The 15,190-nt window shown below is 70.5% G+C and carries 9 protein-coding genes; 3 read left to right on the top strand and 6 right to left on the bottom strand.

Annotation, left to right across the window (positions count from 1 at the left end; all coding sequences use genetic code 11):
- Nucleotides 1–32: 32 nt before the first annotated feature.
- Genes ACFV0T_RS05625 through ACFV0T_RS05615 form a run of 3 tightly spaced genes read right to left on the bottom strand, consistent with a single transcriptional unit; the run spans nucleotide 33 to nucleotide 4,526 of the window.
- Entirely contained in the window at nucleotides 33–1,979 is a 1,947-nt protein-coding gene (locus ACFV0T_RS05625) for a substrate-binding domain-containing protein (RefSeq protein ID WP_385774770.1), read from the bottom strand.
- A complete protein-coding gene (locus ACFV0T_RS05620) occupies nucleotides 1,969–3,495 on the bottom strand; it encodes a sugar ABC transporter ATP-binding protein (RefSeq protein ID WP_385774769.1) in 1,527 nt (508 codons plus the stop codon). The genes ACFV0T_RS05625 and ACFV0T_RS05620 overlap by 11 nt, the downstream gene beginning before the upstream one ends.
- Nucleotides 3,492–4,526: a LacI family DNA-binding transcriptional regulator gene (locus ACFV0T_RS05615; protein ID WP_385774767.1), complete on the bottom strand. Its 1,035-nt coding sequence runs from the start codon at nucleotides 4,524–4,526 to the stop codon at nucleotides 3,492–3,494. Before ACFV0T_RS05615 ends, ACFV0T_RS05620 begins: the two co-directional genes overlap by 4 nt.
- A 180-nt stretch (nucleotides 4,527–4,706) precedes the next feature.
- Here ACFV0T_RS05615 and ACFV0T_RS05610 point away from each other — a divergent pair, with 180 nt between their 5' ends.
- Complete coding sequence (locus tag ACFV0T_RS05610; protein WP_385774765.1) at nucleotides 4,707–6,977, top strand: ATP-dependent RecD-like DNA helicase; 2,271 nt, start codon at nucleotides 4,707–4,709, stop codon at nucleotides 6,975–6,977.
- 287 nt (nucleotides 6,978–7,264) lie between these two features.
- The gene (locus tag ACFV0T_RS05605) at nucleotides 7,265–8,554 is read left to right on the top strand and encodes a citrate synthase (RefSeq protein ID WP_385774763.1); all 1,290 of its coding nucleotides are present in this window, start codon (nucleotides 7,265–7,267) and stop codon (nucleotides 8,552–8,554) included.
- Between the two features lie 582 nt (nucleotides 8,555–9,136).
- On the opposite strand, the gene ACFV0T_RS05600 is transcribed toward ACFV0T_RS05605, so the two are convergent.
- From ACFV0T_RS05600 to ACFV0T_RS05590, 3 genes are all read right to left on the bottom strand, one after another.
- The gene (locus ACFV0T_RS05600) at nucleotides 9,137–11,398 is read right to left on the bottom strand and encodes a heavy metal translocating P-type ATPase (RefSeq protein WP_385774761.1); all 2,262 of its coding nucleotides are present in this window, start codon (nucleotides 11,396–11,398) and stop codon (nucleotides 9,137–9,139) included.
- 93 nt (nucleotides 11,399–11,491) lie between these two features.
- The gene (locus ACFV0T_RS05595; RefSeq protein WP_385774759.1) at nucleotides 11,492–11,731 is read right to left on the bottom strand and encodes a heavy-metal-associated domain-containing protein; all 240 of its coding nucleotides are present in this window, start codon (nucleotides 11,729–11,731) and stop codon (nucleotides 11,492–11,494) included.
- Between the two features lie 377 nt (nucleotides 11,732–12,108).
- The gene (locus ACFV0T_RS05590) at nucleotides 12,109–12,798 is read right to left on the bottom strand and encodes a TetR/AcrR family transcriptional regulator (protein ID WP_385774757.1); all 690 of its coding nucleotides are present in this window, start codon (nucleotides 12,796–12,798) and stop codon (nucleotides 12,109–12,111) included.
- A gap of 167 nt (nucleotides 12,799–12,965) precedes the next feature.
- On the opposite strand from ACFV0T_RS05590, the gene ACFV0T_RS05585 reads away from it, so the two are divergent.
- A complete protein-coding gene (locus tag ACFV0T_RS05585) occupies nucleotides 12,966–15,182 on the top strand; it encodes an MMPL family transporter (protein ID WP_385774755.1) in 2,217 nt (738 codons plus the stop codon).
- Nucleotides 15,183–15,190: the final 8 nt, after the last annotated feature.

The following is a 15,190-nucleotide window of genomic DNA, read 5'->3' as shown; positions in this document are numbered from 1 at the left end:
TGGTGAGGGCCGCCCGGCCGGTGGCCGATCCGTCAGCCGGTGAAGCCGGCCACGTTCTCCTTCGTGACCACCTTGACCGGCACCTTCACGGTCGTCTCCACCTTCTTGTCCTGGGCGGCCTTCAGGGCGTTGTCCACCGCGATCCTGCCCAGCTGGCTCGGCTGCTGCGCCACCGACGCGTACAGCGTGCCGTTCTTGACCGCCGTCAGGCCGTCGGGGGTGCCGTCGAAGCCGACCACCGAGACCGACTTGCCGGCCTTGGAGCCCAGCGCCTTGATCGCGCCGAGCGCCATCTCGTCGTTCGCGGCGATGACGCCCTGGACGTCGGGGTGGGCCTGGAGCAGGTTCGACATCACGTCGAGCCCCTTGGTGCGGTCGAAGTCGGCGGGCTGCTGGGCCACGACCTTGATCCCCGGGTAGGCCTTGAGACCTTCGGCGAAGCCCGCGGCGCGCTCCCGGGCGGCGGAGGTGCCCGGCTGCCCCTGGAGAATCACGATCTTGCCCTGACCGCCCAGCTTCTCGGCGATCGTCTTGGCGGCCAGCGCGCCGCCCGCGACGTTGTCGGAGGCGACGAGCGTGTCCGTCTTGGCCTTGTTGACGCCACGGTCGACGGCGACGACCGGGATGTCCGCCTTTTCGGCGGCACGCACGGCGGGGCTCGCCGCGTCCGAGTCCACGGGGTTGACGATGATCGCCTTGTAGCCCGAACTGGTGAAGTTCTGAAGCTGGTTGGCCTGCTGGGAGGCGTCGTTCTGGGCGTCCGTGACCGTCAGGTCCACGCCCAGCTTCTTCGCCTCGGCCTGGGCGCCGGACCGGATCTGCACGAAGAACGGGTTGTTCAGCGTGGACAGGGACAGGCCGACCTTGGGGTTGGATCCGGCCGAGTTGCCGCCGTGCAGGAAGGTGGTGGCGCCCACGATCGCCACCGTGATCACGGCCGCCAGCGCGTAGGTCGTCGCCTGCTTGCCCCTGCCGCCCTGCGAGGCACCGGCCACCGGGGTGGCGCCCGCCTTGCGGCGCAGGGTGTCGAGGAGCACCGCCAGCGCGATGACGACACCGATGACGACCTGCTGCCAGAACGCCGACACGGACAGCAGGTTGAGGCCGTTGCGCAGCACCGCCAGGATCAGCGCGCCGATCAGCGTGCCGGACGCCTTGCCGGTGCCGCCCGCGAGCGAGGCACCGCCGATGACGACGGCGGCGATCGCGTCCAGTTCGTAGCCGGAGGCGGCCTGCGGCTGGGCGGAGGAGAGCCGGGAGGCGAGCACGATGCCCGCGGCGGCGGCGAACAGACCGGAGAGGGCGTAGATGGCGAGCTTCTGCTTGTTCACGCGCAGACCCGACAGGCGGGCGGCCTCCTCGTTGCCGCCGATCGCGTACATGGACCGGCCGATGTACGTCCGGCCGAGCACGACCGCGGCGATGAGACCCATCACGATCATCACGAGGACCGGCACCGGCAGCCAGCCGCCGAGCGTGTCACCGAGGTGCGAGACGGAGGACGGGAAGGGGATCGGCGATCCACCGGAGATCACCAGCGACAGGCCGCGGCCCACCGAGAGCATGGCGAGCGTCGCGATGAACGGAGGCAGTTTCCCGTACGCGATCAGGAAGCCGTTGACCAGGCCGCACACGATGCCCGTGGCGATCGCGAGCAGGACCGCGAGCACCACCGGGACGCCGTGCGAGGTGGCGCTCCAGGCGAGCACGGTCGCCGAGAGCGCGGCCACCGAGCCGACCGACAGGTCGATGCCCGCCGCGACGATCACGAAGGTGACGCCGAAGGCGAGGATGGCGGTGACGGCGGCCTGGACGCCGACGTTGAGCAGGTTGTCCGTGGTCAGGAAGTCCCCGGACAGCGCCGACATGGCGACGACGAGGACGATCAGCGCGGTGAGGGCGCCGTTGTCGAGCAGGAGGCGACGGACCGCCCCGGCGCCGCCGGCGCCTGTCTTGCTCTTGAGCGTGTCAGTGGCCACGGTTGGCCTCCTTCTCGGTCTTGTCGTTGTTCGTGCTGACGGCCAGTGCCATGACCGCGTCCTGGGTGGCCTCGTCGGCCGTGAGTTCGCCGGCGATCCGGCCCTGGGCCATCACCAGCACCCGGTCGCTCATGCCGAGCACCTCCGGCAGGTCGCTGGAGACCATCAGGACGGCGGCACCGGCCGCCGTGAGCTCGTTGATGAGCTGATAGATCTCGACCTTCGCGCCGACGTCGATACCGCGCGTCGGCTCGTCGAGGATCAGGACCTTGGTGTCGGCGAGCAGCCACTTGCCGATGACGACCTTCTGCTGGTTGCCGCCGGAGAGCGTGCGCACGTGCTGGCCGAGACCGGCCATCCGCACCCCGAGCTGCTCGGCGATCCGGGCCGCCGCCTCGCGCTGGCCCTTGAGGTCGACGAGCCCGGCATGGGTCGCCGCCCGCATCGTCACCAGTCCGAGGTTCTCCTCGACGGACGCGTCGAGCACCAGCCCCTGACCCTTGCGGTCCTCGGGGACGAGCCCGATCCCGGCGGTCATGGCGGCGTTGACGTCGTGCCGGCGCAGCTTGGCACCGGCCACCTGCACGGCGCCCTTGTCGTAGGTGTCGGCTCCGAAGACGGCCCGTACGACCTCCGTACGGCCGGCGCCGACCAGCCCCGCGATGCCGACGACCTCGCCCGCGTGCACCTGGAAGCTCACGTCGTGGAAGCCGCCGTCTCGGGTGAGCCCCTCGACCGTGAGCAGCGCGGGGCCCGTGTCGGGCCGCTTCCGCGGGTACTGCTGTTCGATCGAACGCCCCACCATGAGCCGTACGAGTTCGTCCTCGGGCGTGGAGGCCGGGACCTGCCCGACACTCTTGCCGTCGCGGATGACGGTGACGCGGTCTCCCAGAGCGGCGATCTCCTCCAGGTGGTGCGTGATGAACACGATCCCGACGCCGTCCTCGCGCAGCTTGCGCACGATGGCGAAGAGCTTCTCGACCTCCTCGGAGGTGAGCACGGCGGTCGGTTCGTCCATGATGAGCACGCGGGTGTCGAGGCTGAGCGCCTTCGCGATCTCGACCATCTGCAGACGCGCGATGCCGAGCTCACGCACGCGGGCGCGGGGCGACACGTCGACGCCGACCCGTTCGAGCAGTCCGGCCGCGTCCGCCTCCATCCGCTTGCGGTCGATCATCCCGAAGCGGCGTGGCTGCCGCCCCAGGAAGATGTTCTCGGCGACCGTCAGATCGGGAACGAGGTTGAACTCCTGGTAGATGGTGGCGATCCCGAGGCGTTCGGAGTCCTGCGCCCCGTGGATGCGCACCTCCTCGTCGCCGACCAGAATGCGCCCGCCATCGGGGCGGTAGGCGCCGGAGAGCATCTTGATCAGCGTGCTCTTGCCCGCGCCGTTCTCACCGAGCAGCACATGCACCTCGCCCCGGCGCAGGTCGAAGTCGACTCCGTCGAGCGCGACCACACCGGGGAAGGTCTTGCGTATGCCTTCGATGCGCAGCAACTCGTCCGCGTTGCTCACGACTGGCTCCTGTTCGTTACGGGGGACTGCTCCTGGGGAGCCGGCTCGCCGCACGAACGGCGTACGACGAGACGGGCGGTGAGGGCGACGGACTCGGGGGGCCGTCCCTCCATGCGGGCGACGAGCGCGCGCACGGCGGCGCGTCCCAGATCGCCCGTGGGCTGGGCGACCGCGGTGATCGGCGGATCGGTGTGCACGAACCACGGGATGTCGTCGAACGCGGCGAGCGCGATGTCGTCGGGAACCCGCATCCCGCGCGCGCGGACGGCGTCCAGCGCGCCGAGCGCCATCAGGTTGTCCGCGGCGAAGACGACCTCGGGCGGTTCGGCGAGGTCGAGGAAGCCCTCGGTCACCCGTCGTCCGCTCTCGGCCTGGAAGTCGCCCTGGCCTATGTAGGCGTCCTGGAGGGGGAGTCCGTACTCGGCCATGGCCTCCCGGAAGGCCTGGACGCGCTCGCTGCCGGTGGTGGTGGCGGCGGGGCCCGCGATGATTGCGAGCCGGCGGTGTCCGAGCCCGTGCAGATGGGCGACGAGGTCGCGTACGGCCGCGCGTCCGTCCGCCCGGACGACGGGCACGTCCACGCCGGGTATCCACCGGTCCACGAAGACCATCGGCGTCCCCGCGCGCGCGGCGTCCAGCATCAGCGGCGAGCCGCCGTCGGTGGGGGAGACGAGCAGCCCGTCGATCCGGCGGTCCAGCAGGGTCCGTACGTGGTGGTCCTGGAGGTCGGGCCGCTCGTCGGCGTTGCCGATGATGACGCTGTAGCCGAGCGCGCGAGCCTCCTCCTCGACGGAACGGGCCAGCTCGGTGAAGTACGGGTTCATCACATCGCTGATGACCAGGCCGAGAGTGCGGGTCTGATCGGTGCGCAACGACCGGGCGACGGCGTTCGGGCGGTAGCCCAGCGCCGCCACGGCGGCCAGCACGCGAGTGCGTGCGTCGGCGCTGACCGACGGATGGTCGTTCAGCACGCGCGACACCGTGGCTACGGAGACGCCTGCCTCGGCGGCGACATCCTTGATGCTCGCCATCGCCGTTCCACCTCCTCGTGGAATCGATTACATCGACGTGTACGGAGGATTGGAATCGATTACACGCGGGTTAATCAAGACCTCAACCACATGCTGAGACCAGATCGTGATAATTCCCGCTCAGGTGAGCGTGGTCCACGGGCCGCCCGCGCTGTCAGAGCGCGCCGGTACCGTCGGATCATGTCCAATCAGGCGGGGAGCCAGGCGGGGAGCCAGGCGGGGAGCGCGGAGCGGGGCCTGGCCGTGCTCGAAGGCGTCCTGGAGCGCATCACGTACGCCAACGAGGAGAACGGCTACACGGTCGCCCGGGTCGACACCGGCCGAGGTGGCGGCGACCTCCTCACGGTCGTGGGCGCGCTGCTCGGCGCCCAGGTCGGGGAGTCCCTGCGGATGGAGGGCCGCTGGGGCTCGCACCCCCAGTACGGCAAGCAGTTCACGGTGGAGAACTACACGACCGTGCTCCCCGCCACCGTCCAGGGCATCCGCCGCTACCTGGGATCCGGCCTGGTCAAAGGCATCGGTCCGGTCTTCGCCGACCGCATCACCCAGCACTTCGGCATCGACACCCTCCAGATCATCGAGGAGGAGCCCAAGCGGCTCATCGAGGTGCCGGGGCTCGGGCCCAAGCGGACCAGGAAGATCGCCGACGCCTGGGAGGAGCAGAAGGCGATCAAGGAGGTCATGCTCTTCCTCCAGAGCGTCGAGGTCTCGACGTCGATCGCGGTGCGCATCTACAAGAAGTACGGCGACGCCTCGATCTCCGTCGTGAAGAACCAGCCCTACCGGCTGGCCTCCGACGTCTGGGGCATCGGCTTCCTCACCGCCGACCGGATCGCCCAGTCCGTCGGCATCCCGCACGACAGCCCGGACCGCGTCAAGGCGGGTCTGCAGTACGCCCTTTCGCAGTCCGCCGACCAGGGTCACTGCTATCTGCCCGAGGAGCGGCTGATCGCCGACGCGGTCAAGCTCCTCCAGGTCGACACCGGGCTGGTCATCGAGTGCCTCGCCGAACTCGCGGGACCCGCGCAGGACGGCGAAGACCCCGGTGTCGTACGGGAGAAGGTGCCTGGACAGGACGGCGGCGAACCCGTCACCGCGGTCTACCTCGTCCCGTTCCACCGCGCCGAACTCTCCCTCTCCGCCCAGCTGTTGCGCCTGCTGCGTACGGACGCCGACCGGATGCCGGCCTTCCACGACGTGGCCTGGGACAAGGCGCTCGCCTGGCTCAAGGGGCGTACGGGGGCCGAACTCGCCCCCGAGCAGGAGGCCGCGGTCCGGCTGGCGCTCACCGAGAAGGTCGCCGTCCTCACCGGGGGCCCCGGCTGCGGCAAGTCCTTCACGGTCCGCTCGATCGTCGAACTGGCCCGCGCCAAGCGGGCGAAGGTCGTGCTGGCCGCGCCCACCGGCCGGGCCGCCAAGCGCCTGGCCGAGCTCACCGGCGCCGAGGCCTCCACCGTCCACCGGCTGCTGGAGCTCAAGCCCGGCGGGGACGCGGCGTACGACCGGGACCGGCCGCTGGACGCCGACCTCGTGGTGGTCGACGAGGCGTCCATGCTGGACCTGCTGCTGGCCAACAAGCTGGTCAAGGCGGTGCCCCCGGGCGCCCACCTGCTCTTCGTCGGCGACGTCGACCAACTCCCCAGCGTCGGCGCGGGGGAGGTGCTCAGGGACCTCCTGGCCGACGGCAGCCCCGTCCCCGCCGTCCGCCTCACCCGCGTCTTCCGCCAGGCCCAGCAGTCGGGTGTGGTGACGAACGCGCACCGCATCAACTCCGGACAGCACCCGCTCACCGACGGCCTGAAGGACTTCTTCCTGTTCGTCGAGGACGACACGGAGGAGGCCGGCCGGCTCACGGTGGACGTGGCGGCCCGCCGTATTCCCGCCAGGTTCGGGCTCGACCCGCGCCGGGACGTCCAGGTGCTGGCGCCCATGCACCGCGGCCCGGCAGGTGCCGGCGCACTCAACGGCCTGCTCCAGCAGGCGGTCACGCCCGGCCGCCCCGACCTGCCGGAGAAGCGGTTCGGCGGCCGGGTCTTCCGGGTCGGCGACAAGGTCACCCAGATCCGAAACAACTACGAGAAGGGCGCCAACGGCGTCTTCAACGGCACCGTGGGCGTGGTCACCTCGCTCGACCCGGTCGACCAGCGCCTCACCGTGCTGACGGACGAGGACGAGGAGGTGGCGTACGAATTCGACGAACTGGACGAGCTGGCCCACGCCTACGCGGTGACCATCCACCGCTCGCAGGGAAGTGAATATCCCGCCGTGGTGATCCCCGTCACCACCGGTGCATGGATGATGCTCCAGCGGAACCTGCTGTACACGGCGGTCACCCGGGCCAAGAAGCTGGTCGTGCTCGTGGGTTCACGCAAGGCGATCGGCCAGGCGGTGCGCACGGTGTCGGCGGGACGGCGCTGTACGGCGCTGGACTTCAGGCTGGCCGGCTCCTGATGTGCAGGTCGGCCCACCCGGTAGCCCCCGCCGGCCCTGGTGTCCGCCCTGCGTCGACCTCACTCCGGGGCGCCGATCACAAAAAATGATCGATCAAATGAGTCGTGAAGGTCACAGAGCACTTCCAGATGCGCGATGAAGGGGGCACGATGTCCAAGTTGACGGCACTGAGTGCCGCCGATAAGCCCAATGGTCGACCCCGAGTGCACTCTCGTGCGCCAAATGGGGGATGGTAGAGACAGTCAGGGCAACCTCGAAGATGAGGCACAACGTCGGTGAGGGAAGACGTGAGCGACAACTCTGTAGTACTGCGGTACGGCGACGGCGAGTACACCTACCCGGTGATCGACAGCACCGTCGGTGACAAGGGCTTCGACATCGGGAAGCTCCGGGCCCAGACCGGCCTCGTGACTCTGGACAGCGGCTACGGCAACACCGCAGCCTATAAATCCGCGATCACCTACCTCGACGGCGAGGCGGGAATTCTCCGGTACCGCGGCTACCCGATCGAGCAGCTGGCCGAGCGCTCCACCTTCGTGGAGGTCGCCTACCTGCTGATCAACGGCGAGCTGCCGACCGTCGACGAGCTCACCTCGTTCAAGAACGAGATCACGCAGCACACCCTGCTGCACGAGGACGTCAAGAACTTCTACAAGGGCTTCCCGCGGGACGCCCACCCGATGGCCATGCTGTCGTCGGTCGTCTCGGCGCTGTCGACGTTCTACCAGGACAGTCACAACCCGTTCGACGAGAAGCAGCGCAACCTCTCCACGATCCGGCTGCTCGCCAAGCTCCCGACGATCGCGGCGTACGCGTACAAGAAGTCGATCGGCCACCCGTTCGTCTACCCGCGCAACGACCTCGGCTACGTCGAGAACTTCCTGCGCATGACGTTCTCGGTGCCGGCCCAGGAGTACGAGCTCGACCCGGTCGTCGTCTCCGCGCTCGACAAGCTGCTGATCCTGCACGCGGACCACGAGCAGAACTGCTCGACGTCCACGGTCCGCCTGGTCGGTTCCTCGCAGGCGAACATGTTCGCGTCGATCTCGGCCGGCATCAACGCCCTCTGGGGCCCGCTGCACGGCGGCGCCAACCAGTCCGTCCTGGAGATGCTCGAGGGCATCCAGGCCAACGGCGGCGATGTCGACTCCTTCATCCGCAAGGTGAAGAACAAGGAGGACGGCGTCCGCCTGATGGGCTTCGGCCACCGGGTGTACAAGTCCTTCGACCCGCGCGCCAAGATCATCAAGGCCGCGGCGCACGACGTCCTCTCGGCTCTCGGCAAGTCCGACGAGCTGCTGGACATCGCGCTGAAGCTGGAGGAGCACGCGCTCTCCGACGACTACTTCGTCTCGCGCAACCTCTACCCGAACGTGGACTTCTACACCGGCCTGATCTACCGCGCCATGGGCTTCCCGACCGAGATGTTCACGGTCCTGTTCGCCCTCGGCCGGCTGCCGGGCTGGATCGCCCAGTGGCACGAGATGATCAAGGAGCCCGGCTCCCGCATCGGCCGCCCGCGGCAGATCTACACGGGCGTGGTCGAGCGCGACTTCGTTCCGGTCGAGGGGCGCTGAGCCCCACAGGGGCCCGAAGGCTCTGAAGACAGCAGAAGGCGCCCTGCCGCCGGTCCCCCCACGGGCCGGCGTACAGGGCGCCTTCCCATGTCCCGGTGCGGATTCCCCCCACGGGATCCGGCCGGGCGTCTGAAGACAGCGCCTGAATCGCTGCATTGCTGTGTGCGGTTGTTGAACGCGACGAGCAGGACTCGTCGTATTACTGCGTGTGCGGTCTGCCGGGACAACGCACGCTGGGAGGGCCGCTCAAAGCTCCCCGGTGTGCGTGCCCCGGCAACGCATCTCTGAGGAAGTCCCCCAAGACATCCTCAGATGCCAGAAGGCGCCCCCCAAGACGCTTCCTGACATCGCCAACTTAGACCTTCGAATCCCTTCGATGGTTACCTTCGCATCACTGTGATCTGCGTCTCTTGCATATGTCCTATAGATGCGCAAGAGCCCTGATATGCGGATCGGGGCTCGTGCGTAAGGATGATGCGCGAGCCTTGTGAAGAGCTTATGTGAGGCTCGCGCCTGACTCCAGGGGGACCGTCACTTCCGATGGGTCGAACTCCCGGTAACCTCGGGTAACTTCGGCTTGGCTCAGCGGAAGGACCGCAACCGCAGGCTGTTCGTCACGACGAACACCGAGGAGAAGGCCATCGCCGCCCCCGCGATCATCGGGTTCAGCAGCCCGGCGGCGGCCAGCGGCAGCGCCGCCACGTTGTAGCCGAACGCCCACACCAGGTTCCCCCTGATCGTGGACAGCGTCCGCCGGGACAGCCGGATGGCGTCCGCGGCCACCCGCAGATCCCCGCGCACCAGCGTCAGATCGCTCGCCTCGATCGCCGCGTCGGTCCCCGTGCCCATCGCCAGGCCCAGGTCGGCGACGGCGAGCGCGGCCGCGTCGTTGACGCCGTCGCCGACCATGGCGACGGTCCGCCCCTCGCCCTGGAGCCGCCGTACGGCCGCGACCTTGTCCTCGGGCAGCACCTCGGCGATCACCTGGTCGATCCCGACGGTGCGCGCCACGGCCTCGGCCACCGCCCGGTTGTCCCCGGTCAGCAGTACCGGCGTGAGCCCCAGCGCGCGCAGCTCGCGCACCGCCTCGGCGCTGGTCTCCTTGACCGCGTCCGCGACCGCGAGAACCCCGCGGGCCGCTCCGTCCCAGCCGACCACGACGGCCGTACGGCCACCCCTCTCGGCCTCGTCCTTGGCGCGGGCCAGTTCCTCGGGCAGGGTCGCGAAGAGGCGCCCCACGGCCACCTCGAGACCCTCCACGCGTCCGCGTACCCCCCGCCCGGGCACGTTCTCGAAGCGCTCGGCGGCCGGCAGCTCCCCGGCCCGTTCCTCGGCGCCGGCGGCGACCGCCCGGGCGACGGGGTGCTCGGAGGCGTGCTCCAGGGCGCCCGCGAGCCGCAGCAGCTGCTTCTCGTCGGTGCCGTCGGCGACGTACACCTCCTGGAGGGTCATCCGGCCGGTGGTGACCGTCCCCGTCTTGTCCAGGACGACCGTGTCGACGCGTCGCGTGGACTCCAGCACCTCGGGGCCCTTGATCAGGATGCCGAGCTGCGCGCCGCGCCCGGTGCCGACCAGCAGCGCGGTCGGCGTGGCCAGGCCCAGGGCGCACGGGCAGGCGATGATCAGCACCGCGACGGCCGCCGTGAAGGCGGCGCCGGTGTCGCCGGTCGCCACGAGCCAGCAGGCGAAGGTGGCGGCCGCCAGCAGCAGCACCACGGGCACGAAGATCCCGGAGATCCGGTCGGCGAGCCGCTGCACCTCGGCCTTGCCGTTCTGCGCGTCCTCGACCAGCCGCGCCATCCGCGCGAGCTGGGTGTCGGCGCCGACCCGGGTCGCCTCGACGACGAGCCGGCCCCCGGCGTTGACGGTCGCGCCGGTCACCCTGTCCCCGGGCGCCACGTCCACCGGCACCGACTCGCCCGTCAGCATGGACGCGTCCACCGCCGACGCGCCCTCGGTGACCGTCCCGTCGGTCGCGATCTTCTCCCCGGGCCGTACGACGAACCGGTCCCCGACAGCCAGCTGCGCCACCGGTACGCGCACTTCCCGGCCGCCCCGCAGCACGGCCACGTCCTTCGCGCCGAGCTCCAGCAGCGCCCGCAGGGCCGCCCCGGCCCGGCGCTTGGAGCGGGCCTCCAGATAGCGGCCCAGCAGGATGAAGACGGTGACCCCGGCCGCCACCTCGAGGTAGAGCGCCGAGGCGGCGTCCGTACGGGACAGGGTGAACTCGAAGCCGTGCCGCATGCCCGGCATGCCCGCGTGGCCGAAGAACAGCGCCCACACCGACCAGCCGAACGCGGCCAGCGTGCCGACCGACACCAGCGTGTCCATGGTCGCCGCGCCGTGCCGCAGGTTCGTCCAGGCGGCCCGGTGGAAGGGCCACCCGCCCCAGACGGCCACGGGGGCGGCCAGGGTGAGCGAGAGCCACTGCCAGTTGTCGAACTGCCACGCGGGAACCATCGAGAGCAGCACGACGGGGACGGCGAGCGCTGTGGAGACGAGGAGGCGGTGGCGCAGGGCCACGAGCTCGGGGTCCGCCGCCGGTGCCTGCTCCAGCGGCTCGGGCTCCGGCGGGGCCGGTTCCTCGGCCGTGTACCCCGTCTTCACGACGGTCGCGATCAGGTCGGCGACCTGGAGCCCGGCGGGGTAGGTGACCTTCGCCTTCTCCGTCGCGTAGTTGACCGTGGCGGTCACGCCGTCCATGCGGTTGAGCTTCTTCTCGACGCGGGCCGCGCAGGACGCGCAGGTCATCCCGCCGACGATCAGCTCGACCTCGGCGGTGGCGGTGGTCTCCGCCGTGTCGCCGAGAGCGTCTATCGGGGTGTCTGTGACGGTAGTGGTCATGGTGTCCGTACTCCAGAGAACGGAACGGGCCGTGCGGAGCCAGTATCAGCTGGTCGGCACGGCCCGTTCGGGAAAACGTGTACGGGGTGCCGGTCAGGCCCTGGCGACGAGCTCGAAGCCGGCCTCGTCGACGGCGGCGCGCACGGCCTCCTCGTCCAGCGGGGCCGCGGAGACGACGGTGACCTCACCGCTGGAGGCGACGGCCTTCACCGAGGTGACGCCGGGGAGTCCGGAGAGCTCACCGGAGACGGATCCCTCGCAGTGTCCGCAGCTCATCCCGCTGACCTGGTAGACGGCGGTCACGGAACCCGGGGTTTCGGTCTGGGCGGTCATGGCGCTACTCCTCGTCGAGGCGGGTGGGGCCGCTGGGGCCCACGGGGGTTCACACTCTTCACACTATACCCCTAGGGGGTATGAATCCAAGGAAGGTCCGGCGGGTTCGGGCGCGTCGGGGTGCAGGTGGGGGTGGGGCGGGCGGCCGGGGTGCGTCGGGGCGGGCCGGGGCGCGCCAGGGGAGTCGTCCGCCGGTGGCGGTGGCGGTGGCGGTGGCGGTGGCGGTGGCGGATCCGGCGGGCGGCGTCACGTGTGTGGTGTCGGTGTGGCGTCGTGGCGTCCCGAGGTGGGGGTGGCCGTGCGGTGCGCCTGGGTGGCGCGGCAGGTCAGCAGGTCAGCCGTTCGGCGGCCGGTCGGTCGGTCAGCCGGTCGGTCGGTCAGCGGGTTGCGGTCGCGGTGTGGCCGGGGCGGCCGAGCCGGTCGCCGACCAGCGGGGCGAGGTAGCGGCTCAGGGCGTTCTTCAGCTCCTGGACGTACGCGTCGCGCTCGGCGCCCTCGTGGGCCAGGATCAGCTCCAGGCCCGCCTTGTACATGCCCAGGCACATGTGTGCCGTGCGGGCCAGGTCGGCGGGGGGCGCCTCGGGCAGGAACGAGGAGAGCAGACCCTCTATCCGGCTGAGCAGCGTGGCGTGCAGCGCGTCGTGCTCCTCGGCGATCAGGCCGGGGATGTCGGGACCGTGCATCAGGGCGAAGAACACCGGATGGTCGCAGTTGAAGGCGATGAAGCGGTCGACGGCGGCGCCGACGGCCTCGTCCAGCGGGGTCGCGGGGTCGACCGGGGCGAGCGCCTCGCCGTACGTCTCGCGCATCTCGTGCATGAGCCGGTCGCCGAGTTCGATGGCGATCGCTTCCTTGTTCGGGAAGAACTGGTAGAGCGTGCCGGGCGAGACGCCCGCCTCACGGGCGATGGCGTTGGTGCTGGCGGCCGTGTAGCCGGTCGCGCAGAAGACGGTGGCGGCGGCCTCGAGCAGTTGGGCGACGCGGCGCTCGCCGCGCGCCTGCCGGCGGCGCGGCTGCCCCTGTGCGGGGGGCTTCTCCTGCTCCGGGTGGTCGGACTTGTCGGGCACGCGATATCCCCAGCTTTCGGCATGCGATTGACAAACGCGAGCGGCCGCTCGCATTCTGGGTAAACGCGAGCGATCTCTCGTGTTTGTCAGTCTATGGCAATGACCGACCCATGCTCCTGCCTGCGTACAGCACGGATCACGGATCACGGTGAAGGGGACACCGCACAATGACCGAAGTCAACAGTCCACCCCGCGTCGGAGGATGGACGCGCTTCGTGACCGCGCGCCCACGGCTGTCGCTGCTGGCGGCCCTGGTGCTCACCGTGCTCGCCGTGCTGGCGGGCAGCGGGGTCGCCGACCGGCTGGGCAGCGGCGGCTGGGAGGACCCGGACGCGCAGTCGACGTACGCGACGAAGGCGCTGGAGCGCGAGTTCCCCGGCTCCCAGCCCAACTTCCTGCTGCTGCTCGACACGGGCGGGGCCTCCGTGGACGATCCGGCCGTCGTCGCCGAGGCGAACCGTCTCACCGCGCGCCTGGCCGAGGAGAAGGGCGTGACCGGCGTCGGCTCCTACTGGCAGGCCGACCCCTCGGCGGCGCCCGCGCTGCGCGCGAAGGACGGCCACGAGGCGCTGATCGCCGCCCGCATCACGGGCGACGAGAAGACGATGGGCGACACCCTGGACCGCATCGAGCCGTCCTACCGGGGGACCCAGGGCCCGGTGGAGGTGAAGGTCGGCGGCATCGTCGCCGTCCGGCACGAGATGCAGACGATCATCCGCGAGGACCTGACCCGGGCCGAGATGATCGCCCTGCCCATCACCCTGGTGCTGCTGGTGATGGTCTTCGGCAGCGCGGTCGCGGCCCTGCTGCCGCTCGGCATCGGCATCATCGCGATCCTCGGCACCAACGCGGTGCTGCGCGGCATCTCCGAGTTCACCGACGTCTCGGTCTTCGCGATGAACCTCACCACGGCCCTCGGCCTGGGACTGGCCATCGACTACGCCCTGTTCGTCGTCCGCCGCTTCCGCGAGGAACTGTCCAGCGGCGCCGAACCGCTGACCGCCGTCGCCACCACGCTGCGCACGGCGGGCCGCACGGTCCTGTTCTCCGCGCTGACGGTCGCCGTGTCCCTGGCCGCGATGCTCGTCTTCCCGCAGTACTTCCTGCGCTCGTTCGCCTACGCCGGCATCGCGGTGGTGCTGCTGGCCGCCGCGGCCGCCCTGATCCTGCTCCCGGCGGCGCTGGTCCTGCTCGGCCACCGGGTGGACGCGCTCGACCTGCGCCGTCTGCTGCGCCGCGGACGGCCCCCTAAGGTCTCGGGCGAGGAGGGCACGGCCTGGGCGCGCACGGCGACCCTGGTCATGCGTCGGGCCCCGTTCTTCGCGCTGGCGACCACGGCCGTCCTCGTCCTGCTCGGACTGCCCTTCCTCGGCGTGCGGTTCGGCACCGCCGACGACCGCCAGCTGCCTTCCACCGCCGAGTCCCACGTCGTGCAGCAGCACATCCGCGACGACTTCCCGGGCAGCCCCGGCGGCGGCCTGGAGGTGCTGGCCGAGGGTGACGCGACCCAGGCGCAGTACGCCGCCTACAAGGCGCGGATGTCCGCCCTGCCGGAGGTGGCGGGCGTGGACGGCCCCCTGGTGCGCGGTGACTCGGCGTACTTCACGGTCCTGCCGAAGGGCGAAGCCGTCGACGACGCGGCCCAGCGACTGGTCGGCGACCTGCGCGCCCTGGACGCCCCCTTCGACACCAAGGTGACCGGCACGGCCGCGGTCCTGGTCGACTCCAAGCACGCGATCGCCGAACGCCTGCCCTGGGCGGCCGTGTTCATCACGGTGGTCACCCTGTTCCTGGTCTTCCTGCTCACCGGCAGCGTGCTCATACCGATCCAGGCCGTGCTGCTGAACGCGCTCAGCCTGACGGCGATGTTCGGCGCGGTGGTCTGGGTCTTCCAGGACGGCCATCTCTCCGGCCTGCTCGGCTTCACCAGCCCCGGTTCCATCGAGACCACCCTGCCCGTCCTGATGTTCTGCGTGGCCTTCGGCCTCTCCATGGACTACGGCGTGTTCCTGCTGTCCCGCATCAAGGAGGAGTACGACCGCAGCGGCGACCACCGCGAGGCGGTCCGGCACGGCCTTCAGCGCACCGGCGGCCTGATCACCGCGGCCGCGGTGATCCTCGCCGTGGTGATGGTCGCGATCGGCACCTCCCGCGTGACCAACACGAAGATGCTCGGCCTGGGCATCGCGCTGGCGGTGCTGATGGACGCGATGGTCGTCCGCAGCCTGCTGGTTCCGGCGATCATGCGGCTCACGGGCCGCGCGACCTGGTGGGCCCCGGCCCCGCTGCGCAGGTTCCATCGCCGGTTCGGGCTGAGCGAGGGGGAGCCGGCGGCGGTCACGGAGACCGACCGGGAGCGGGACAGGGCCGGAGTGCCCGGATAGCGTTCCGC

The organism is Streptomyces sp. NPDC059582, assembly GCF_042735715.1.
Classification (GTDB): domain Bacteria; phylum Actinomycetota; class Actinomycetes; order Streptomycetales; family Streptomycetaceae; genus Streptomyces.
The sequence above is the reverse complement of the archived record's forward strand: the minus strand, read 5'-3'. Positions and strand labels throughout refer to the sequence as shown.

What these genes read in the sequence shown, in the direction of transcription:
- ACFV0T_RS05615 (WP_385774767.1), bottom strand. Translation starts at nt 4,526, where the DNA reads ATGGCGAGCATCAAGGATGTCGCCGCCGAGGCAGGCGTCTCCGTAGCC.
- ACFV0T_RS05610 (WP_385774765.1), top strand. Translation starts at nt 4,707, where the DNA reads ATGTCCAATCAGGCGGGGAGCCAGGCGGGGAGCCAGGCGGGGAGCGCG.
- ACFV0T_RS05600 (WP_385774761.1), bottom strand. Translation starts at nt 11,398, where the DNA reads ATGACCACTACCGTCACAGACACCCCGATAGACGCTCTCGGCGACACG.
- ACFV0T_RS05595 (WP_385774759.1), bottom strand. Translation starts at nt 11,731, where the DNA reads ATGACCGCCCAGACCGAAACCCCGGGTTCCGTGACCGCCGTCTACCAG.
- ACFV0T_RS05585 (WP_385774755.1), top strand. Translation starts at nt 12,966, where the DNA reads ATGACCGAAGTCAACAGTCCACCCCGCGTCGGAGGATGGACGCGCTTC.